The sequence below is a fragment of the Collinsella aerofaciens ATCC 25986 genome (assembly GCF_964239575.1).
In the GTDB taxonomy this organism is placed as follows: domain Bacteria; phylum Actinomycetota; class Coriobacteriia; order Coriobacteriales; family Coriobacteriaceae; genus Collinsella; species Collinsella aerofaciens_BQ.
In genome coordinates this window covers 237451-256293 of the sequence record NZ_CAXSQQ010000001.1, presented here as the reverse complement: position 1 = coordinate 256293, position 18843 = coordinate 237451, and the positions used below count along the sequence as shown (strand labels likewise).

The following is an 18843-nucleotide window of genomic DNA, read 5'->3' as shown; positions in this document are numbered from 1 at the left end:
CTGGTCTAGTTTCCCGTGATGCTGCTCATGCCGGTGATGATTCCGTTCACCACGTTGATGGTGCCCCACTTCCAGTTGTTGCCGTTGTTGGTGATGCACCCGATGAACTGCGTGGAGCCCGTGTACCCGTAGGTGCCGCCGCTGCTCGGATTGGTTCCTATGGCGAACTTCGGGGCGAGTATCCTGGCGGTGCCCGACGACCCAATGTCTGCGCGGCTGCTATCCAGGTACACGTAGTTGTTGGAGTTCTCCTGCAGCTTCACGTACGCCGAGCCGCCCGCGTTGCTGTTGCCGCTCCTCATGTACAGCTGCTCGTCGGGATGGCTCATGTAGCCCGCGTAGTAGGGGGTCGTCAGCCACGTCTGGCGGTAGTAGCGGTTGACCGCCAGGAAGCCGTAGCCGCAGGTGGATATGCCCACGCCGTCGGTCGAGCTCGCCGTGGGGCTGTCCTTCGCGTGGACGGCCTCGATGGTGCAGTACTCGGTCGAGCCGTTCACGAACGACGCTCCCGGGTGGTTGTTCGTCGTCGTGCCGGTGGTGATGTAGTTGGTTGACGACGTGCCGACCATGTTGCAGCGGAACATGGAGGTGCTGCCCACCAGCACGGTGCCCGCGATGATGGAGCCGTTCTTGTCGTATATCTGGAAGCCGTTGGTGGCGTTGATATAGACCCTGTTGCCGTTGCTGTCGGTCATGAAGATGGAGCCGTCGCGCAGGTAGAAGGCCCCGCTGTCGAGGTCCCAGTACGAGTTCCCGCCTTTGATGCGGCCCGTGGTCAGCTCGTCGGCGGTCACGCCGTCGCCGGTTATGGCCGTGCGCCACTTCCACGCGCCGCTGGAGTACTTGGAGTTGGCCACGCCGATGATTCCGCCGCCTATCTTGACGCACTTGGTGGCGCTCTCGGGCTTTTTGTCGTACACCAGGATGCCTTGGCCGGGCTCCTCGTACACCCAGCCGCCCGTGGTGTTCACCTCGCTGTTGAGCATGTCAACGATCTTCTTGCGGATATCCGTCGGCAGCTGGTCGAGCTGTTTCTGCAGCCCATCCACCTCGCCCTCGGCGCTCGTCAGCCGTTCGTCCAGCTTGCCCGTGACGCCTTCCAGGTACTCCTTGTTGGCCTCGTCTATCTGCTTGAGCACGCTCTCGCTTTGCTCTATCGACGTGTCGGTGTACAGGCGCAGCACCTCGTCCAGGTCAAGGTTGCCGTCGTCGGAGTACTTCTTCAGCGCCTCCTCCAGCGTGGTGTCCCCGTTGTCGGCGTACTCCTTGAGGGCCTTGTCCAGCTCGTCCCTTATCTGGTCGGTGTAGTCCTGGGCGGAGCCGCCGACCTCCTTGGCGTACGCCTTCTGGCGCTCCTCGGCGGCCGCCAGGCTCTCGCCCCATTTGCCGGTCGATGCCTTGTTCGAGGCGTTCACGGCCTCGGTCACGGTCGCCCGAATGGTCGAGGCGGTGGACTTGGCGGCCGACTTCTGCGCGGCCATCAGCTCGGCGACCGTCTGGTAGTTACCGAACGTGTAGGTGACCTCGCCGGGGCGCAGCTGGTCCTCCACCACCTTGGTGATGCGCGTGCGCACGCGCAGCGGCGGGTCGTACACCTTGTCCACCACGGTCACCAGGTCGCCCTCGTCCGCGCCCTCGAAGCCCTCGCCGGCGCGCGCAAGCGCCACGGCGTCCACAGTGTAGGACACGGTGGGCACGCACGACTTCGCCAGCTGCGCCTCGGTGAGCTTCTTCAGCTCGGCGGCGTCCTCGCAGTCGGAGAACTCCACGTCGCCGAACACGTGCGCCTTGCCGCCCTTGCCGTCGGGCCGTCCCCAGCGCGCCAGCGCGTCGGCCGACCCCACCCAGTTCTGCCCGCCGTTCACGTCGCCGAAGGTCAGCTTGCGATCGTAACCGCCCGTCAGGTTGCCGTCCTCGTCGGCGGTCTGCAGGGACTTGCCGTAGCCGTACAGGGCGGTACACACGTTGCCCTCGTCCACGCTGCGCTTGACGCTCACGAGGTCCTTGGCGTAGGTGAAACGCTTGCCGTTGTCCTCGCCGACCTGCTTGGCCATGCACACGCGGCGTGCGGTCACCTTGGTGCCGCTCACCTGGATTTCGAACGACAGCTCGCCGCCCCAAGTGTCTGCCACGTCGTGGATGGCCGCCCATGCGTTGGTGTGGTAGAAGTTCGTGCCGGCCTGCCCGAGGTCGGCCACGGTTCCGACCTGCCAGCGCGAGGAGGACAGCGCCGAGGCCAGCGCGGCGTAGGCGCTCACGTCGTAGGGGCGCTTGTCCTCCAGGTAGTCGCCCAGGAGCTCGATTTGCGCCGAGGTCGGGCAGTAGTACGTGTAGAGGATGCCCGCGCTTGCGCGCTCCTCTTCCACGCCGTCCACGATGTTCTCGTGCCAGCGGCCCTTGAGGTCGCGCCACACCAGGCGGTCGCCCTTGTCCAGGCGCGCCAGCGTTGTGATGCTCAGGGCGTTCTCGCCGTTGACCTCGCGCGTGTCCTCGCACTCGAACAGCGTCTTGATGGGTCCCTTGTACGCCTCCCAGCGGTCGCATGCCCACAGAATCATCAGCCCACGTACCTTTCCGTCCACTGTACCGTCGCGGTGCCGCTGGACAGCTTGAGGCTGTTGGCCCCCGGCTCCAGCGGGAAGAAGTCACTCTCGAAGGTCACGGGCGCGGGGCTGCCGTCCACCGTGGCCTGCGGGGCGGCCATGTCGATAACCACCGCGCTCGATGCCGTCACCGCCTTGTCGATCTGCACGAACTCGCCCGTGCCCATGTTCGTCAGCCGCAGCGCCGACGTGCTGCCGCCGGGCCTGACGGTCACGGTGGGGTAGGTGCGGAACGTCCCGCCCACCTGCACGCCCGAGGTGCCCGACACGGTTGCGCGCCCCTCGGCCCCGTAGGCCACGGGGTCGTATGCCGTGAACGTCAGCGTGGCCTCGCCGGTGTGCCACAACGTGTCGAGCGCGCCCGGCGAGGTCAGCACGGCCATGTAGCGCAGGCCCAGGTGCCTCTCGTCGTCCAGCCACAGCTCGGCCTCCTTGAGGCACAGCAGGCGCGAGGCCATGAGGCGGCGAAGGGCCGCCATGTCGTCGGCGGGGCGCGCCCTCCAGGCCGCCGCCACGTCTATCGTCAGGGGTTTCAGCTCTGCGCGCATGAAGCGCGAGCCGGGCTGCCCGGGCACGTCGCGCGTGGCGATTTCGTACTCGGGCAGCAGCGAGCGGGTCACGAGCCGGGTGTCGAACCACGGCGCGAAGTCGAAGCCGTTGTATATCATGCGAAGCACTCCTGCCGTTTGATTTCCTTGGCTATCTGGCGGGTGATTTTCTCGATGTCGGCCTCCTCCCGCACGGTCGCGTACAGGTTGATTGTCACGTTCGTGTCGCCATGGGCCGCGCCGCCCTTGCCGTCGAGCAGCTTGGCGATGCCCTCGGCCAGCGGGCGCGCGCCGCGCTCGTTGAACGGCACCACGCCCTCGGGGCCCGCCTCGCCGACGCCGATGACGCTGGGGCCGTTGAACACGCCGCCCTTGGCGTACCAGTCGATGCCGAAGTGCGGCACGCTCGGCGGGGCGATGCTGAAGCTGCCGGAGATGGACAGGTGCGGCAGCTTCAGGTGGGGCAGCGACCACGAGAAGTTGAAGAACCCCTTGATGGAGTCGATGACGTTGCGCACGGTGTCGCGGGCGTTCTGTATCGGCGTCTCGATGGCGCTCTTGATGGAGTTCCACACGCTGCTCACGGTGTCCTTGGCGGCGTTGAACACACTGGAGATCGTGTCGCGGATGCCGTTCACGATGCTGGATATGGTGGAGCTGATGCCGCCCCACACGCTCGACGCCGTGCTGCTCACGGCCCCCCATATGGAGTCCCACACCGCCTGAATTGCCGACAGCACCGCCGATATGGTGGAGCTGATGGCATTGATGGCCGCGCCTATCGCCGAGCTGATGGCATCCCATATGCTGGAGGCGGTGAAGCTCACCGCGCCCCACACCGTGTCCCACACGCCCTGGATGACCCCAAGGGCCGCGCCTATCACGTCGCTGACGTACTGGATGTACGCGCTCACCGCGCCGTAGATGGCCTCCCATATGGCGCTGGCGGTGCCGCTGATGCCTTCCCACGTCGCGCCCCACCATTCGGAGAGCGCCGTCACCACGTCGGTGATGACCTGGCTCACCGCGTCGATGTAGCTTCCCACCGCGCTGCAGATCGCGTCCCATGCCGCCGTCAGCTGCTCGCCGAAGTTCTCCCAGATGAAGTTCCAGGGTATGAGCAGCGTCTCGATGGCCAGGTTCAGAATCTCGCCCAGCAGCATCACGGCGACCTGCACCACGTTGCAGATGCCGTCCCAGATGGACGAGGCGGTGCCGGCCAGGCCTTGGAAGAACCCGGCTATGGCGTCGATGGCCCCCTGCACCGTGGAGCAGATGCCGTCCCACACGCCGCCCAGCGTCTCGCCGAGCTGCGTGAAGAACTCGCCGACGCTTTGGGCCACGTCGCCCGCCACCTGGGTGGCCACCTCGAACGCGGCGCACACGGCATCCCACACGGCGGTCACCGCGTCGCGGAACTCCTCGCAGTTGTTCCACAGCAGCACCACGGCGGCGATGATGGCCGCTATGGCCGCTACCACGGGGTGCGCGGCTATGAGCCCCAGCGCGCTGGTGCCCAGCTTGCCGACCACCTGGAAGGCTGCTCCGATTTTCGGCACGGTGTCCACGACGGTGCCGACCGTCGACAGCACGGGGCCTATGGCGGCCGCTATCGTGGCGATCGCCAGCACGGCGGTCTGGCCGCCCTCGCCGATGCCGGCGAACCACTCGGAGAACGACTTGACGACACCCGCCACGTTGGTGGCGATGTTGAGCAGTGGCTCTCCAAGCGGCTCGATGGAGCCCTGCAGCTCGCGCATGGCCTCCTGCGATTTCACGGCGAAGCTGTCGGAGGCGGCCTCCTGGGCCTGCTGCGCAGCGCCCGCCACGTCGCCGAAGCTGTCCTGCACGCCAGCCAGGGACTCGATCATGCCCATGGCATTGTCCTCGCCCAGCGAGGACCACAGGGTGGAGGCCAGCGCGGCCTTGTCGTACTCGTTTGGCATCTGCGTGAGGTCGCCCAGCACCGCCTGCAGCATGTCCTCGGCGGTGGCGCTGCCGTTCTTGAAGTTCTCGAAGACCTCCTGCGTGCCCTCGCTGAACGAGCCGATGGATTCCTCCATGCGGCCGTCGGACAGCGCCGTCAGGAACTCGTTGAGGTAGTCGCCCACCTTGTCCAGGTTGTACGCGCCGTTGGACGTGCCCGCTTCGAGCAGCGAGAAGTACTCGCTGGCGCTCATTCCCGCCTCGCCCCATCGCACGGAGTATTCGCTCAGGTTGTCGCCCAGCTCGTCGGTGTAGTTCAGGCCGCGCTGCATGCCCGCCGTCAGCAGGTCGCTGGCCTCGGTGGCGGACAGCCCGAAGCCCTCCATGAGGGCGTTGGTGCCGCGTATGGACTCGTTCACGTCTGCGCCGAAGGTGTCCGACAGCATGAGTGCGTTGGTGGTGACGGTCTGCAGGTCCTCGTCGGACACGTCGCGAAGGGTGGACTTGCACTGGATCAGCGCATCGTTGACCTCGTCCAGGGACTGGCCCCAGCCACCCTCGTATATGCGCTTGCCTATGCCGCTGAAACGCTCGGCCTCCTCGCCGGACATGCCGAACGCGGCGGCTATGCGGGCGTTGGCCTGCTCGTAGTCGCTGGCCACGCCGAATACGGCCTTGCCGGCGGCCACCACGGGCGCGGTCAGCGTCACCGTGGCGGCCGTGCCGGCCTTCTTGAACGAGGACGACAGCTTCGCGGCCTTCTCGTCGCCCTCGGTTATGTTCTTCCAGGAGATGCCCTGGAGGTCGCGCTCCAGGGCCTTGATGTTCTTGGATACGTCAACGGTGTCGAGCACCGCTTTGATGATGACGTTGCCGTCCATGCTCACCTCGTCGCTCTCTTGAGCGCGGCGAACACATCGCGCATCGCCGCGTCGCTTCCTTCCTCAGAGCCGTGTGAGCTGCGGCCTTTGCCGAGTTCGAACGCCTTGTGGGCGGCGTTCCAGGCCTCGACCTCCTGCCTGTTGTATTTGGTTGGCTTCGGCTTGGTCGCCGGGTTGCGGTAGTGGATGGCCGCGCCGAGCGGCGTGTCCTGCGGGCAGCCGCCCACGAGTGCCACAAACTCGGCAAAGCTGATGCGACCGCGCACCTCGTCCCACTCGATGCCGTAGGCCTGGCGGAAGCTGGTGCGTATGCGCGCCGCGTCCTCCTCCAAGTCCCACAGCGGGGTCTCGTGCGGGCGGTCGCCGGTCAGGTCGAGTCCGCACATGTCCCATACCGCCGCGTCGCGCATCCGCACGAACTCGGCGGCGTCGTAGTCGCATGCGCACCACGCGTCCGCCCAGTCCACGAAGAACAGCGCCAGGAACTCGTCCCGGCGCTGGTCGTCGGACTTGCCCTCGTCGGTCAGCACCTCGATGACGCGGATGATCGTGAGCGCGTCGTCGCGCACCAGCACCTCCTCGCCGTTCCACGGGTAGCGCGTGGCGCTCGTGCCGTCGGGCAGCCGCACCCGCTCGGCCGTGAGCGCGGCTGGCAGCATTACTTGCCGCCCTTCTTCTTGCGCTTGGCCTTGGCGCGGCGCTGGGCGCGGTTGAGCGCCTGGACCTGATCGGCGCGCTCGCTGTATGCAAGGCCGCACGCCATCAGCTGCTCGCTGGTCGCGTGGCGCGCCAACATGTTGAGGAACGTGGCGAAGACCTCGCCCAGGATGCGGATGTTCTCCTCGGGCGCGATGGGGCCCTCGTCGCCGCCCATCCACGCGAGCAGCTGCTCCCAGCCCTCGGTGCCGATGAACGCCGAGATGGTGCGCTTCATGAGGCGGGCCTGCGCGGCGTTGGCCTCGGCCGCCTTCTCGGGGGTGTCGGCCTCGCGGGCCATCTGCTCGTTGGCCTGCGCGCGGTCGATGGCGTTGCCGACCTTGGCCAGGTACTCCTCGATGTGCTTGTCGTCGAACCACACGCGGAAGCGCGGCGTGTCGGGGTTCTCCTCGGGGTCCTCGAAGAACACGTCCTCGTACGCGCGGATGTTTTTCAGAAGTTCCATTTGTTGCCCCTTTCGTGAGCGGTGAGCGTCGGGCATAGAAAAGGGGCGCGGGCCGCTCACTAGCCCGCGCCCCCATGTCCAGGAGGTTATGTCTGGTGTCGCCTGCGGCTACTTCGCCGCCACGGTGACCTTCACCTGCGTGCAGATGCTCGGCTTGGACGCGCAGCGCACGGTGATGACCGCCTCGCCTGCGGCCACGCCCGTCACGTTGCCGTCGCTGTCGACGGTGGCCACGTCGGTGTTGCCCGATGCGAAGAAGCACTTGGCGTTCGCCTCGGCGGGCGTGACGGTCGGCGCGAGCTTCATGGACTTGCCCACGGCCGGGCCGGTCGGCGCGGTGCAGGTGACGCCCGTGGGCTGCTTGAGCTTGTTGGCGGGGATGTAGCGCATAGCGCCAGCGCCCGAGATTGTGCAGGAGAACGCGCCGGGGTCGGACGCCGCGCCCTGCTGCGAGCCGACGGTCAGGCCCAGGTAGGTGCAGTCGCCCTCCACCACGTCGCCGTTGGGGTCGGTGTGGCGGAAGTGGCCCGTGCGGCCCTCGCCGGTCTCAAGCGCCAGGCTGGCAACGAAGTCCTGCGCGGGGTCGCCGTAGCAGCGGTCGCCTGTGACCTCGTACTGCGGCTGCACGCTCTTCACCTTGTCGGTGGGAGTGCCGTAGCCGTCGTAGTAGTCCTTGGTCTCGGTGGTCTCGTTGGTGGTCGGCTTCACCTCGGTGATGCCGCGCGAGAAGATGGCCCACGTGGGGCTGGCCGCGTCTGGCGTAGTGTCGATCTCCAGCGCGCTCATGTAGTTGGGCGCGAAGCCCAGGTCTTGGTTCTTTGCCATCGTTATCCCTTCTCTATGGTTATGGTCGCTTTGATTCGGAACTCCCACAGGTACGGCCCGCCCTCCGGCGGCGTTATCTCCTGCGGCTCTGTGTACAGCGCCGCGCTGGTGAAGCCGTAGGAGCCGGTGGGCGAGGACAGGTCGGCCCCGTTCAACGCGTCGGCCAGGTCGTAGGCGTCGCCCATGGCCTTGGCCTCGGAGGTGTCCTTCACGATGACCTGCAGCACGTATCCGACACGGCGGGTGCCGTCCATGTGGCGCACCGCGTCGGCCGTGGGCATGGGCCTCAGCACCACCGCGTCGTCGTGGCCGCGCGATGCTGCCAGGCGGGTGAGGAGCACCGGGCCGTAGCCCAGGGCCTCTATGGCGGCCTTCGCCGCCTCCATCACGTCCGGGGCCATGTCACGCCCCCTCGGTCAGGAGGTCGACGGCCAGGCGCTCCCAGTCCTCGCCGTGCGCTTCCTTCGCGGCCTTCGGCCAGTCGGCCTTGGCCCTCGGGTTCTTGCCGTGCTTGATGGAGCTGTCGGGCAGGTCGCGCACGTAGGCGGCGTAGTCGGCGTCCCATATGACGAGGCCCTGCCTGAAGTCGGAGGCGGCCTGCATGGAGTTGTGCATGCGCTTGGTGTCCTCTGGCGTGAACGCGTTCATGTCCTCGGCAACGCTCATGGCGAACTTCACCTGCTTGGCCTCCAGCTCCTTCGCGCTGAAACGCTTCATGAGCTTGGTCAGGTCGACCGTAACTGCTGCGGGCATGGCTACCTCACCTCCAGTTCCCAGTGGTGGGGACGGGTGCCGAACGCGCGGCGGGGCGTGCACCTCGCCACGTTCATCCACTCGCCCCCGTCGATGCTCACGCGGCTGCCCACGGGCACGTCGAACATGCCGGGGCTGTCCGCGCCGTCTGCTATCACGAGGCCCTGCGCGCCGTCGCCCAGGCCGTACTCGCGCACGAGCCACGCCGAGACGGGCTCGAAGCGCACGCGACGCACCTCGACGGGCTGCTCGAACTCGCCGCCGTAGCCGCCCTCCCTGGGCACCTTGACGGACATGGTGGAGGGCCGCGCCGAGCGCGGCACCCGCATCATCTGGTACCCCCGATGCCCGCGTAGAGCAGCGGCGTTCCAAGCAGCTCGCGGCGGACGGCGGCCTCCATGTCGCTGCGGTAGGTGCTGGCCCCTTCGGTACCGGGGTTCCACGAGAACGAGCCGACGGTAAAGCCGCCGCCCTCCATGATGCCGCCCGAGCATCCGTATGCGGCGTCGACCTCGCAGGCCGCCATGACCGCGCGCGCCCACTCCTCGGAGCCGTCCGGCTCGTTGGGGAAGATCAGGTCGCGCACGGCTGCCGTGGCGTGGGGGAGCGCCGCCTTGAACTCCTCGGCGGACAGCTCCCCGCGCCCGGCTGCCAGGTGGTCCTCGTGGGTCGGGGCTCTAGTTTCCATCGTCCTCGGCCGCCTCGGGCTTTTCCGCCTTGCCCTTGGCGGGCTGCTCGTCTGCGGCCTTCGCCTCGGGCTTTTCCGCCTTGCCCTTGGCGGGCTTGGCCTTCTTCGGGGCCTCCTTCTCGAAGGCCAGTCCAACTGTGCGCATGTCGCGCCTCCTTCCTACGCGGCCTTCATGCCTGCGGTGATGTAGTGCGCCAGGTTCTCGCGGACGCCGCACACGCCGTACTTGCGGTACTTGAACAGGTGGCCGAAGCCCTGCTGGTTGTCCTCGGCGTCGATGACCTTGCCGTGCGCGAAGTTCCAGCGCAGCACCACGGCGTCCTTGTGGACAATGAGGAAGTTCATGTCCACCGCGCCGGTGCCCTTCTTGTAGTGGCCGATCTCCTCGTCCTTGGTGGTGCCGTCCAAAAGGTCGATGGCGCTGTAGAAGCGGGACTGCGGCACCTTCACGATGGAGGAGAAGCCGTCCAGCGCCTCTCGGGACTTGGTGGTGTCCAGGTCCTTCACCATACCCAGCAGGGTGGGGGTGATGAACAGCACGCGGCCCTCTTCCGGCACCTCTTTCTCGTCCATGTCGCACATGGCGGCGTTCAGGCCCTTGAGCATGTCCGCGCCGTCGGCGTAGGTCTTCTGCTCCTTGGTGATGCCGGTGCCTGCGCACAGCGTGGAGAACACGAACGCGTCTCCCTCGGGCACCACCTTGGTGCGGTTGAAGTGCGCGGCGGCGTTGCCGAACGCCAGATTGAAGGACTGGGCGTCCACTTTCTGGTCGATTTCCAGGATGGTGCCGCGGTCGTAGTTGGCGCTGATGGGCTTCCAAGTCAGGGACGCGCCGCTGTTCTGCGGCAGTCGCCCGTTGGCCTGCACGTCGCCCAGGCCGCCCATGGAGTAGACGGGGTAGTAGAACTCGCCCAGCTGCTCCATCTGCGCGATGTTGCCCTGCGGCGCGGCGCTCTCAAGCACTGCGGTCAGGGATTCCTTGCGGTACGCCTCCATGAGCACGTTCTCGTAGCCCTTGGGCAGTTCGATGCTGTTTGGCATGATTTACTCCTTTGAAGATTCGTCGGTGAGTCCGAAAGCTGCGCGGAAGTCGGCCAGGCCGTCGGAACCTGCGCCGCCCTTGGGGTCGCCGCCCGCGCTCTCGCGGGGCTGGTCGGTGAACATGTAGGCGTTATCCTTCTTCAGGGCCTCGAAGTCGATGCCCGTGAGGTTGCCCTGCTCGTCCAGCTTCGCGTCAGCGATGTTCGGGATGATCGCGCGCGCCGCCTTGGCGTTGCGCACCCCCATCTGCGCCAGCTTGGTGTCGATGGCGAAGTCGCGGCGCATGTCGGCCTCGCGCTTCTCGGCGTCGGCCTTGTACGCCTCGTTGTCGGCCTTGGCCTTGTCGAGCGCGGCCTGCAGCTCCTCGGCGTTGCCCGCCTTGGAGGTGAACTCCTCGATCTGCTTGTCGCGCTGCTCCAGCTCGGCCTTGAGGGCCTTCACCTGCTCCTGGTACTCGTCGGTCTCGCGCTTGTACTTCGCGTAGGACACGACCTCCTTCGCCGGTTCGGTCTGCTGGCCGTTGTCGCCGCCCTCGTTGCCTTGGGGCTTGTTGTCGTCCGCCATCGCTTGCTCCTTCCGTGTTTGGTTTTCGCGCTTCCCTGCGCGCTTGGATGGCCCGCCGTTGTCGCCGCGGTCGCGTGCGGGGCCGTTGTCGCCGCCCCATCGCGTGACCGCATCTTCCCCGAGGTGTCGCCAGGCAAAAGAAAAGGCCGCCCGTGATGGGCGGCCTTGATGCCGTGCGTCTACTCGGTTGTCGCTTGGTCTACTTCATCAGCCCCGCGTCGCGCAGAACCTTGCGGGACTTGGCGAAAAGCTCCTCGCGCTCTTCCTTGGTCAGCTTTTCGGCGGCTTTCGACTCGGAGGCGCTGTCATCTATGACGAGCACCCAGTCCTCTGGCGTCACTTCTTTTTTGTCAGCCTGAACCATTTCGCTTCCTCGTTTCGCTCGTAGAGCATTTCGGTGGCAAGCTGGTCGATAACGTCGCCGCCCACGTTCGGGCACTCTCTTTTCGCCAGCTCTCGCAGCTCCTCGTACGCTTGTACGACGCTGCGGTCGTTCACCTTGATTTCGTAGATTGTACCATCGTGGCACGCCACCACTGAGCTGCGCACCCAGTCGTTTTCCGCCACCGTTCGAATGTCGGTCCACGACGGCGGCGAGCTCATGGGGTGGTTGTGGATAAGCACCACGCCGCCCTTGGTGCGCCTGCACGCCTCCACCTGCTTGGCGGTCAGGCCGCACGCCTGGCTCTTCAGGCCGTGCCCGAAGGTGTCGGTGACGCGCTCGCCATTCTTCCACGACACGACGGACATGCGTTCGTAGCCCGTGCCGTCGCGGTCGCGCAGGATGCGGCGGCTCTCGGCGTACACGGCCTCGCTTGCGCGCTTCGGGATGGGAAGGGACGCCACCTTGTCGTGGTAGGCCCTGCCGTTCACGGCGCGGCGGCTCACGTCTGCGGCGGTGCCCGCGCCCTTGCCCGGCATGAACTTCTCGCGCACCCAGGTCTTGTCCGTGGCAAGCGGGTAGATGCGCTCCTTCGATTCCACGGCGGCCTCGCGCGTGCGCTCGCGGGACAGGTAGGGATGGGCGGCTATGTGCTCGCGCTGGCGCTTCTGCAGCTTGCCCAGGCGCAGGCGCTCCTTGGTGTTGTCGAGCCCGGCGGCCTCCAGGGCCGTTGCCTCGCGCTTGGCGGCGCGTATGCCGCGCTCAAGCTCGCGCTGCTTCTGCTCTGCCTGGTATCGCTCCTCGCGCTTCTCGTCGCCGCCATCTGGATCGCGCTCGTACCGCAGCTGCTGGCCCTCCACGTAGATGCCGAAGTCGTGCTTGCAGTTCGCGCCGCACAGGCCATCGACAGAGCCGTAGCCCGTCTCGCGGTAGAACGGCGGGTACTTCTTGGACTTGCCCGACAGACTGAACACGCGGCCCTGCCACTTGGCGTGACTCTCGCGCGCCCCGCCGTGCGAGGAGGTCTGCACGAGGTCGTGCCCGGTCTCTTCAAGCAGCTCCAGCGTGTTGCGGCTGCCGGCCTGCACCGCCTGCGTGCGAATGTGGCGGCGCATGGCCACGTCCGCCTGCGCCCACGCCCCGCTCTTGTAGTCCACGACGGACACGCCGCGCCGCGCCAGCTTCAGCACTGCCTCGCGGGTGGCCTGCTCGTAGCCCGCCATGCCCGAGTTCACCCGAGCCACGGCCTGCGCCACGACTTCGAGGTAGGCGCGCTGCACGTTGGCGGGCATCTTCAGGTTGTCGCGGCTCACTACGTCCTGCACTCCCGCCGCCGTGGCCCGCGCTGAGTTGTGCAGCCTCCACTGCATCGTCTTGGACAGCGCGCCCATGGCCGTGCCCAGCGTGGCCAGGTCGGCCTCGGCGCTCTTGGCCACGGCCTCGGCCGCAGCCTTGGCAGCCTCGCGCGCGGCTCTGCGGCCCTCCTCGTTCATGGCCTTCTGCACGTCCTTGGCGGCAAGCGACGCCTTGCGGGCGGCCTGCGAGTAGGCGCTGTCGCCCTCGAAGTCGATGGAGCCTATGAGCGCGGCGTAGATGCACACCAGGCGCAGGGTGTATTCGTCCATGGCCCCCTGCGCTGCGTCGGTGAAGTGCTCTATGTAGTCCGGCCCCAGCATCAGGCGAGCCCGTCGCCCAGCATGTCGAACGCGCCGCCCTGCTGCTCGGGCACGTTGGCCTTGGCCTCGTTGCTGGTCTCGCCGTAGAAGCGGCGGCGGTACTCCCACGGGGCCATGATGCCCGCGCCGACCTCGCTCATGGCCATCTCGCGCGCGCTCTGCGTGTCGCTGATGATGGAGTCGTCGAAGTCCACGGTGACGTCGCCGTAGGGCACGGCCTCGCCCTTGATGCTGCGGCACGCGTCGGCCATGCCGTTCACGAGGCGCACGATGGACTTGCGCAGGGCGTTCTCGTGCCGGTGGATGGATCGCATCAGCTGCGAGTTGTCGGCCGCCACCTCCTTGGCGGTCTTCAGGCCCGTGTGCGACTCCCAGGAGAAGTAGCCGTTGCCGAAGCCGCACGCCACCGACAGCAGGCGCAGGCCCGTGTTGATGGCGCTGGCGTTCTCGTCGGCCTTGAGGTCGCTCTGAACGGTCTGAATCTTGGCCGACCCCTCGTCGCCGGGGTTCATGCTGAAGATGGTGTCGTCGGCCTCGCCGAAGGCGTAGTAGGTCTTCGTGAGGCTGCCGTCCGGCCCCTTGTCGGTCTTGGACTCTATGAGGGTCTTGTCCACGAACGTGCGCGGGCGGCCCACGCGAATGTGGTCGAGCAGGGAGGTGGCGGCCTCGTCGACCACCTTCATGGCCCCCACGGCGTTGCAGTACACGCTCGCGCCCATCGCGCAGTAGTCGTAGAAGCGGTTCGACACGGCGGGGCGCACCAGCGCGAAAAGCGGGCGGGTGCAGCGCGTGTCCATGTCGGCGCTGATGCCCTCGACCGCCACCTGCTTGTGCGTCTTGGTGTCGAACAGCTGCGTGAGGATGTGGTAGGTGCCGCCCTTGAGCACGTGGGCCTGGCACTGGTCGTAGTCGCGCCCGGCGACCTCCACGCGGCCCACGAACGCGCACTGCGTGCAGTCGTCGGCGCTCCACGTGAGCGGGACTATCTGCGTGGCGTCGTAGCGCACGATGCGCAGCTCGGCGTCGGGCGTGTAGGCGCTGTCGGTCACGCCTCGCGGCTCGATGACCCATGCGCCCGTGCCCATGGCGAACGCGCGGGCTATGAAGTCGGCGTTGTCCATGGCGAACGATGTGGGCGCGTCGCCGTCCTCTGTCGGCTGCGGCGCGGCCTGGCCGTCCTCGTGCCCCTCGTCGCCGACGCCGCCCGTCGCCTTGGGGTTGGCGAAGTAGCGCGCCATCCAGGCGCGGCGCTCGTCGCTCGTGCTGGAGATGATCGTGCTCTCGTTCATGAGCAGACTGGCCCACTCGTCGGCCACGAGCGCCGCCGGGTGCAGGCTGGCGCGCTCGCGCTTGTACACGCGGAAGCCGCGCCGCTCGCTGTAGTGGTACCAGCCGTTGTTCGCCGCGAACCAGCCGAACCAGACGCCCACCATGCCCTGCATGCGGGTGTCCGGCTGGTATCCCATGCGGCGCAGCCACGCCTCGGCGTAGCCCGTGTTGCCTCGCTTCTCCATCAGAGGTTGCTCCTTATCCACAGTCCTGCGGCGTAGCCCGCCGCGTCTATCGCGTCGTCGTTCACCTTCGGCAGTGTCTCGGTTATGTCGCCCTGCCCGTTCGACACGTACTCGAACTCGGGGAACTCCTTGGCGGCGAGCGGGCAGCGGTCGGGGTCGATGACTATGCGCGTAAGGTTCTGCATCCACCTGATGCGGCTCTTGGGCGCGTTCAGGCCCTGCTTGAGCGACTTCTGCGCGCCGATGCCCTGCTCCTGGTAGTAGAGGATCATGCCGCGCGCCGCGCTGTCGCACCACACGTCGGCGGCGGGGTCCTCGGCCGCCTGCAGCTTGGCCGCCACCAGCTCGGCGGTCTTGACGTCGATGGCCTCGGTTCCCTGGCGGCTCTCCTCGTCCAGCAGGTAAAGCACGCGCTCGTTCTCGTCGTATCCCGCCTCCATGAACACCCACGGGTGCACGCTGCCCGCGTCCACGCCGAACGAGCGCAGGGCGATGGCCTCGCGTTCCTCCGCGGTGATGGGGCGTATGTCCAGCAGCTCGTCGGGGAACACCTCGGAGCCCGTGCCGATGACCTCGCCGAGCCATTGCCAGCGGTAGGAGTCGGGCGTCTTGCGGCGGCTGCGCTCGGCCTCCGCCAGCGCCGCGGCGCTTATCCACTCGGGGTGCTCGTCTATGACGTCCAGGTACGTGGTGTGGCATATGAAGCGCCCGTCCTCGCCCGGGTGGGCCTCCAGGTCGCGCGCCTCCTTGTTCACCCAGTTGCGAGCCGAGCGGGGAGGGTTGTAGCTGTAGAACACCCAGAACATGTCGCCGCCGCGCAGGAACGTGGCCAGCACGCTGCGCACCTCGTCCATGCCGTCGAACTCGTCTACCTCCTCGAACCACACCACGGCGCAGTAGCCGGTGCGGAACTTCGCGGACTTCAGCTTCTTCGGCTTGTCGCATCCCACAAAGCGTATGACCTGCCCGGTGGGGCGGTACGTCACCTCCATGGGGGACAGGCCGAAGTCGAACAGGTGCGCCACGCCCAGCACGTCGCACGCCCAGCCTATCTGCTCGTACACGGACGTGCGCAGCGTGTTGCCGACCTTGCGCAGCACGACGGCGTTGGCCTCCGGGTTGAGCATGATCAGCAGCACGATGGCGATGGATATGAACGACGACTTGGTGGAGTTGCGCCCGCCCTTGAACCAGTAGTGCGTGAACTCGTGCGCCTTGATGGAGCGCCACACGCCGGCGAACACGGAGGCCACGACGTCCGAGAGCCTAACCGAGGTCGTCAACGATGGTCACCCCCGCCTCCGCCATGGCGGCCTTCGCGCCGTCCACGCCGAACATGTCGTTGAGCAGCTTCACGCTCTCGGTTATGGCCAGGCGTGCGTCGCCGTTGATGCTGCCCTCGGCCGCCTGGCGGCGGAAGATGGGCAGCGCGCCGTCCAGCACCTCGAACAGCGGGGCGGCCGCGTCCTGCAGCTCCCAGCGGCAGTCCTTGGCGGCCGCGTCGCGGATTTCCTGGATTCTGTGCGCGATTCGTGGGTCGCGCATCAGCTTGGACGCGGCGCAGCTTATCGAGTTGTAGTTCATCCGCTTGCAGTCGTAGGCCGCGCGGTACGCGTCCTGCTGCTTGGCGCGGGGCTTGGCCATCTCGCGGGCGAACGCCTCCTGCTTCGCCGTGAGCGGCTTGTCCTTCTTGGGCACCTGCGGCCTCCTTCCTGATTAGTTTCGCGCTAGCCAAGCGACGCGATCACATCGCGCTCGCGCGGCGAAAGCGCGAAACGCTCTGCGGCTGCACGCTCTGCGGCTGCACGCTCTGCGGCTGCACGCTCTGCGGCTGCACGCTCTGCGGCTGCACGCTCTGATATGAGGTAGCCGCTGCCGTATATCGCCTTGCCCTGGCCGCGCTGCGCGTCGAGCGCCCTCGTGAAGCTGCACTCCTGCGGGCCTACGCGGAAGTCGATGCCGTACTTGGAGTAGCGCGCCAGCATGGGCGCGGTCAGCACCTCGTCGGGGTACTCGTACTTCGGCAGCGCCTTGGCCTTCTCGTGGCGCAGGCGCTCTATCTCGACATCCAGCTCGGCGCGCAGGTCGGGTGCGCTCCTCGCCTGGGCGGGGTCGAGGTTGGTCACGAACGAGGTGTTGACGCTCGCGCCGTTGGCGTATGTCACGCCGACGCCCGTCACGACCTTGCAGCAGTTGCGGATGCCCATGCACGTCAGGGTGGGGGCGAACAGGAAGAAGCCCACGCCGCGCTCCTGGTAGTGCTTGACGATTTTGCTCAGGATGGAGAACGGCGGGTTGTCCACGACGGTGCAGCCCTCCGGGTACTCCTCGCGCTCGTAGTCGCCGCCCGGGTAGAACGGGCGCGCCACCTTCGCCAGGTCGAACCCGTACTCTCGGTGCGCCCACCGCAGCACGCAGCCGTACACCTCGGGCGGGGTGTAGCAGTCGTCGGTCGTCCTCTTCGGCTCGAACTTGGCCGTGAACTCCTCGTATGTCTCGCCTCTCGCCATGCGTCTCCTATCTCTCGGCCCATATGGTCGCAAGCGTGTCGCCGGGCACGGAAAAGGCCGCCCCGAAGGACGGCCCTCTGCCTGTTTCCGTATTCGGTTGCCCCTATCCGCACGCCGCCACGGCCATGGCCATGAGCCCGAGCGCCAGCGCCCTTATGGCGTAGATGGCCGCCGCGTCTATGGCGATTGCCGCCGCTATGAACAGCAGGCACCCCCAGTTGCATCCCGGGCGGTTCATCGCTCCTCCCACTCGACGGTGCCGTCGCCGTACTCGGCCTTGGGCCATTCCAGGTAGTCGGCCTCCTCGCAGAAGCTGGCCAGCAGCCGCTTGCTGGTAGTGCAGCTGCTCATGCGGCTCGTCTCATACACGGCGATGAAGAAGGGCCACGAGTGGAACTCCGTCTCCGTGTGGATGGCCCGCTCGGGCGTGCCGAAAAGGTGCTCCCAGTTCGTCATCGCGCCCCCTCCTTCGCGCTCGGCCCGACCTTGCGGTAGGTGAAGTCCTCGAACAGGTGACCGCACCAGCGGCAGCGGTCGCCGCCCTTGGGCAGGTGGCGCCAGGTCTCGCGCATGCCACACTTCGGGCAGCGCACCTCGATACTGGGTCGGCGCTTCGGCTTCTCGGTCTGCTGCTCCATGGCTACTCCACCGCCATCCGCATGGCCGGCTTCATGGCCTCGCGCAGGCTCTTGGCCAGCTCCTCGGCCGTTACCTCCACGTTCACGTCGGGCATCGCGAAACCGTGCGCCTCTTCGGCCTTGAGGCAAGGCATGACGGCGTCCTGGGCCGCGCCCTTGAGCGTCGGTGACGCTGTCACCCTCGGCTCGCAGCGCCCCAGCCACAACTCGCACTCGTCCAGCTTCGTGAGCGCCAGGGCGCGCTCGCGGCTCGCCTCGTAGGCCGTCTCGATGCCCTTGCGCAGGTTCTGCACGGCCGTCTCTTCGGTTCCGGCGTCCAGCTTTTCGCGCAGTCGGGCGTTCTCGAACCTCAGGTTGCGAGCCTCGCGGCGCGGCACTGCTACCGTATGGCTTTGCTGCTCGCCCCAGCAGTCCTCGCACAGCGGCGCGTCTACGCCCATGTTGTCCTGCCCCAGGGCGTCGATATCGCGCCCGCAGGTATCGCAGATGATTCCCATGGCTACTCCCTTCCTTCCGGCTTCACCGCGCCTGCGAGGAACCACGCCCGCAGGCTCTCGGCGCACTCCGGGCACAAGGCCCTTGCCTCGCCGTCGATTCGCGCGCTGTTCCTCAGCACCATCTTGGCGTAACCCGCCAGGGTCGCCGGCACCTCCTTGCCGCAGCGTTCGCATGCGCACATGTACAGCCTCATGCCTGCTCGCCTCCCTTCGGCAGAGCGTCGGCGATTCGGTCCCAGTCGGTGGCCGGCTTCTCGCTGGGGTACTCGTAGGCCCCCACGCACGGCACCGGCAGCACCGCCATGCCGTCGTGCTCGCCTGCGTACTCGTCTGCGTCCGATCTGCTCTCGAACGCCAGCACCACGTCGCTCTCCGTGGCCACCGCGTAGATCTTCTTCATCGTTTCGTCTCCTATTCGAACTCGAAGCACTCGCATGCCTCGCTTGTCTCGTCTACCGCCTCCACGTCGGGGCCGCCGCCAGTCATGGCGTCGCGGGCGCACACGGCCTCGCCGCCAGCGCCCTGCACGCGGCCGCAGAAGCGGCACTCCCGGCACGTGCGGCCCTCCCACGGGTCGGGCCGGTTCCACGGTGCCCTGGGGTCGGACTCGAAGCACCCGGGCGGGAGGTTCCACC

Annotated in this window: 25 protein-coding genes; all 25 read right to left on the bottom strand. The window is 67.2% G+C overall.

Going from position 1 to position 18843, the window contains the following annotated elements; translation table 11 throughout:
• Positions 1-5 precede the first annotated feature (5 nt).
• Entirely contained in the window at positions 6-2558 is a 2553-nt protein-coding gene (locus ACESUZ_RS01225) for a phage tail spike protein (protein WP_373198046.1), read from the bottom strand.
• Positions 2558-3271 (bottom strand): distal tail protein Dit, encoded by a 714-nt coding sequence (locus tag ACESUZ_RS01220; protein ID WP_117637885.1) that lies wholly within the window; start codon positions 3269-3271, stop codon positions 2558-2560. The genes ACESUZ_RS01225 and ACESUZ_RS01220 overlap by 1 nt, the downstream gene beginning before the upstream one ends.
• A complete protein-coding gene (locus tag ACESUZ_RS01215; protein WP_373198045.1) occupies positions 3268-5958 on the bottom strand; it encodes a phage tail tape measure protein in 2691 nt (896 codons plus the stop codon). The genes ACESUZ_RS01220 and ACESUZ_RS01215 overlap by 4 nt, the downstream gene beginning before the upstream one ends.
• Before the next feature lie 2 nt (positions 5959-5960).
• Entirely contained in the window at positions 5961-6617 is a 657-nt protein-coding gene (locus tag ACESUZ_RS01210) for a Gp15 family bacteriophage protein (protein WP_161160595.1), read from the bottom strand.
• A complete protein-coding gene (locus ACESUZ_RS01205) occupies positions 6617-7120 on the bottom strand; it encodes a hypothetical protein (RefSeq protein WP_158573936.1) in 504 nt (167 codons plus the stop codon). Before ACESUZ_RS01205 ends, ACESUZ_RS01210 begins: the two co-directional genes overlap by 1 nt.
• Before the next feature lie 108 nt (positions 7121-7228).
• On the bottom strand, positions 7229-7945 hold the full coding sequence (locus ACESUZ_RS01200) for a phage tail tube protein (RefSeq protein ID WP_117637882.1): 717 nt from the start codon (positions 7943-7945) through the stop codon (positions 7229-7231).
• Positions 7946-7947: 2 nt separating this feature from the next.
• On the bottom strand, positions 7948-8346 hold the full coding sequence (locus ACESUZ_RS01195) for a phage tail terminator protein (protein ID WP_373198044.1): 399 nt from the start codon (positions 8344-8346) through the stop codon (positions 7948-7950).
• Position 8347: 1 nt separating this feature from the next.
• On the bottom strand, positions 8348-8698 hold the full coding sequence (locus ACESUZ_RS01190) for a minor capsid protein (RefSeq protein ID WP_118349157.1): 351 nt from the start codon (positions 8696-8698) through the stop codon (positions 8348-8350).
• Between the two features lie 2 nt (positions 8699-8700).
• A complete protein-coding gene (locus tag ACESUZ_RS01185) occupies positions 8701-8994 on the bottom strand; it encodes a putative minor capsid protein (RefSeq protein ID WP_373198043.1) in 294 nt (97 codons plus the stop codon).
• Between the two features lie 32 nt (positions 8995-9026).
• Positions 9027-9386, bottom strand: a complete 360-nt coding sequence (locus ACESUZ_RS01180) for a hypothetical protein (RefSeq protein ID WP_373198042.1) — start codon at positions 9384-9386, stop codon at positions 9027-9029.
• Positions 9376-9531: a hypothetical protein gene (locus tag ACESUZ_RS01175; protein WP_158559642.1), complete on the bottom strand. Its 156-nt coding sequence runs from the start codon at positions 9529-9531 to the stop codon at positions 9376-9378. The genes ACESUZ_RS01180 and ACESUZ_RS01175 overlap by 11 nt, the downstream gene beginning before the upstream one ends.
• Before the next feature lie 14 nt (positions 9532-9545).
• Positions 9546-10427 (bottom strand): hypothetical protein, encoded by an 882-nt coding sequence (locus ACESUZ_RS01170; RefSeq protein ID WP_117637877.1) that lies wholly within the window; start codon positions 10425-10427, stop codon positions 9546-9548.
• 3 nt (positions 10428-10430) lie between these two features.
• On the bottom strand, positions 10431-10991 hold the full coding sequence (locus tag ACESUZ_RS01165; protein WP_152067361.1) for a phage scaffolding protein: 561 nt from the start codon (positions 10989-10991) through the stop codon (positions 10431-10433).
• A 199-nt stretch (positions 10992-11190) separates the two neighbouring features.
• Positions 11191-11355 carry a hypothetical protein gene (locus tag ACESUZ_RS01160; RefSeq protein ID WP_158573939.1) on the bottom strand — a complete coding sequence of 55 codons (165 nt, stop codon included), beginning with the start codon at positions 11353-11355 and terminating at the stop codon, positions 11191-11193.
• Positions 11328-13049, bottom strand: coding sequence for a phage minor capsid protein (locus tag ACESUZ_RS01155; protein WP_373198041.1), 1722 nt, complete (start codon positions 13047-13049; stop codon positions 11328-11330). The genes ACESUZ_RS01160 and ACESUZ_RS01155 overlap by 28 nt, the downstream gene beginning before the upstream one ends.
• Positions 13049-14584: a phage portal protein gene (locus tag ACESUZ_RS01150; RefSeq protein ID WP_373198040.1), complete on the bottom strand. Its 1536-nt coding sequence runs from the start codon at positions 14582-14584 to the stop codon at positions 13049-13051. The genes ACESUZ_RS01155 and ACESUZ_RS01150 overlap by 1 nt, the downstream gene beginning before the upstream one ends.
• Positions 14563-15816 carry a PBSX family phage terminase large subunit gene (locus ACESUZ_RS01145; protein WP_373198039.1) on the bottom strand — a complete coding sequence of 418 codons (1254 nt, stop codon included), beginning with the start codon at positions 15814-15816 and terminating at the stop codon, positions 14563-14565. Before ACESUZ_RS01145 ends, ACESUZ_RS01150 begins: the two co-directional genes overlap by 22 nt.
• Positions 15817-15829: 13 nt before the next feature.
• Positions 15830-16261 carry a hypothetical protein gene (locus ACESUZ_RS01140; RefSeq protein ID WP_117765325.1) on the bottom strand — a complete coding sequence of 144 codons (432 nt, stop codon included), beginning with the start codon at positions 16259-16261 and terminating at the stop codon, positions 15830-15832.
• A gap of 29 nt (positions 16262-16290) precedes the next feature.
• Positions 16291-17073, bottom strand: a complete 783-nt coding sequence (locus ACESUZ_RS01135; protein WP_373198038.1) for a hypothetical protein — start codon at positions 17071-17073, stop codon at positions 16291-16293.
• Between the two features lie 103 nt (positions 17074-17176).
• On the bottom strand, positions 17177-17311 hold the full coding sequence (locus ACESUZ_RS01130) for a hypothetical protein (protein WP_264297873.1): 135 nt from the start codon (positions 17309-17311) through the stop codon (positions 17177-17179).
• Positions 17308-17529: a hypothetical protein gene (locus tag ACESUZ_RS01125; protein ID WP_373198037.1), complete on the bottom strand. Its 222-nt coding sequence runs from the start codon at positions 17527-17529 to the stop codon at positions 17308-17310. Before ACESUZ_RS01125 ends, ACESUZ_RS01130 begins: the two co-directional genes overlap by 4 nt.
• The gene (locus ACESUZ_RS01120; protein ID WP_373198036.1) at positions 17526-17711 is read right to left on the bottom strand and encodes a hypothetical protein; all 186 of its coding nucleotides are present in this window, start codon (positions 17709-17711) and stop codon (positions 17526-17528) included. The genes ACESUZ_RS01125 and ACESUZ_RS01120 overlap by 4 nt, the downstream gene beginning before the upstream one ends.
• A gap of 2 nt (positions 17712-17713) precedes the next feature.
• Complete coding sequence (locus tag ACESUZ_RS01115) at positions 17714-18208, bottom strand: hypothetical protein (RefSeq protein WP_373198035.1); 495 nt, start codon at positions 18206-18208, stop codon at positions 17714-17716.
• Between the two features lie 2 nt (positions 18209-18210).
• Entirely contained in the window at positions 18211-18402 is a 192-nt protein-coding gene (locus tag ACESUZ_RS01110) for a hypothetical protein (protein ID WP_346964632.1), read from the bottom strand.
• Positions 18399-18608, bottom strand: coding sequence for a DUF3110 domain-containing protein (locus tag ACESUZ_RS01105; RefSeq protein WP_152067355.1), 210 nt, complete (start codon positions 18606-18608; stop codon positions 18399-18401). Before ACESUZ_RS01105 ends, ACESUZ_RS01110 begins: the two co-directional genes overlap by 4 nt.
• Positions 18609-18843 lie beyond the last annotated feature (235 nt).

Excerpts from the sequence above, each read along its gene's own strand:
- ACESUZ_RS01105 (WP_152067355.1), bottom strand. The coding sequence starts at position 18,608 with ATGAAGAAGATCTACGCGGTGGCCACGGAGAGCGACGTGGTGCTGGCG.
- ACESUZ_RS01215 (WP_373198045.1), bottom strand. The coding sequence starts at position 5,958 with ATGGACGGCAACGTCATCATCAAAGCGGTGCTCGACACCGTTGACGTA.
- ACESUZ_RS01135 (WP_373198038.1), bottom strand. The coding sequence starts at position 17,073 with ATGGCGAGAGGCGAGACATACGAGGAGTTCACGGCCAAGTTCGAGCCG.
- ACESUZ_RS01185 (WP_373198043.1), bottom strand. The coding sequence starts at position 8,994 with ATGTCCGTCAAGGTGCCCAGGGAGGGCGGCTACGGCGGCGAGTTCGAG.
- ACESUZ_RS01155 (WP_373198041.1), bottom strand. The coding sequence starts at position 13,049 with ATGCTGGGGCCGGACTACATAGAGCACTTCACCGACGCAGCGCAGGGG.
- ACESUZ_RS01210 (WP_161160595.1), bottom strand. The coding sequence starts at position 6,617 with ATGCTGCCAGCCGCGCTCACGGCCGAGCGGGTGCGGCTGCCCGACGGC.
- ACESUZ_RS01180 (WP_373198042.1), bottom strand. The coding sequence starts at position 9,386 with ATGGAAACTAGAGCCCCGACCCACGAGGACCACCTGGCAGCCGGGCGC.
- ACESUZ_RS01200 (WP_117637882.1), bottom strand. The coding sequence starts at position 7,945 with ATGGCAAAGAACCAAGACCTGGGCTTCGCGCCCAACTACATGAGCGCG.
- ACESUZ_RS01195 (WP_373198044.1), bottom strand. The coding sequence starts at position 8,346 with ATGGCCCCGGACGTGATGGAGGCGGCGAAGGCCGCCATAGAGGCCCTG.
- ACESUZ_RS01175 (WP_158559642.1), bottom strand. The coding sequence starts at position 9,531 with ATGCGCACAGTTGGACTGGCCTTCGAGAAGGAGGCCCCGAAGAAGGCC.
- ACESUZ_RS01115 (WP_373198035.1), bottom strand. The coding sequence starts at position 18,208 with ATGGGAATCATCTGCGATACCTGCGGGCGCGATATCGACGCCCTGGGG.
- ACESUZ_RS01220 (WP_117637885.1), bottom strand. The coding sequence starts at position 3,271 with ATGATATACAACGGCTTCGACTTCGCGCCGTGGTTCGACACCCGGCTC.
- ACESUZ_RS01120 (WP_373198036.1), bottom strand. The coding sequence starts at position 17,711 with ATGGAGCAGCAGACCGAGAAGCCGAAGCGCCGACCCAGTATCGAGGTG.
- ACESUZ_RS01225 (WP_373198046.1), bottom strand. The coding sequence starts at position 2,558 with ATGATTCTGTGGGCATGCGACCGCTGGGAGGCGTACAAGGGACCCATC.
- ACESUZ_RS01160 (WP_158573939.1), bottom strand. The coding sequence starts at position 11,355 with ATGGTTCAGGCTGACAAAAAAGAAGTGACGCCAGAGGACTGGGTGCTC.
- ACESUZ_RS01170 (WP_117637877.1), bottom strand. The coding sequence starts at position 10,427 with ATGCCAAACAGCATCGAACTGCCCAAGGGCTACGAGAACGTGCTCATG.
- ACESUZ_RS01125 (WP_373198037.1), bottom strand. The coding sequence starts at position 17,529 with ATGACGAACTGGGAGCACCTTTTCGGCACGCCCGAGCGGGCCATCCAC.
- ACESUZ_RS01190 (WP_118349157.1), bottom strand. The coding sequence starts at position 8,698 with ATGCCCGCAGCAGTTACGGTCGACCTGACCAAGCTCATGAAGCGTTTC.
- ACESUZ_RS01205 (WP_158573936.1), bottom strand. The coding sequence starts at position 7,120 with ATGGAACTTCTGAAAAACATCCGCGCGTACGAGGACGTGTTCTTCGAG.
- ACESUZ_RS01165 (WP_152067361.1), bottom strand. The coding sequence starts at position 10,991 with ATGGCGGACGACAACAAGCCCCAAGGCAACGAGGGCGGCGACAACGGC.
- ACESUZ_RS01130 (WP_264297873.1), bottom strand. The coding sequence starts at position 17,311 with ATGAACCGCCCGGGATGCAACTGGGGGTGCCTGCTGTTCATAGCGGCG.
- ACESUZ_RS01110 (WP_346964632.1), bottom strand. The coding sequence starts at position 18,402 with ATGAGGCTGTACATGTGCGCATGCGAACGCTGCGGCAAGGAGGTGCCG.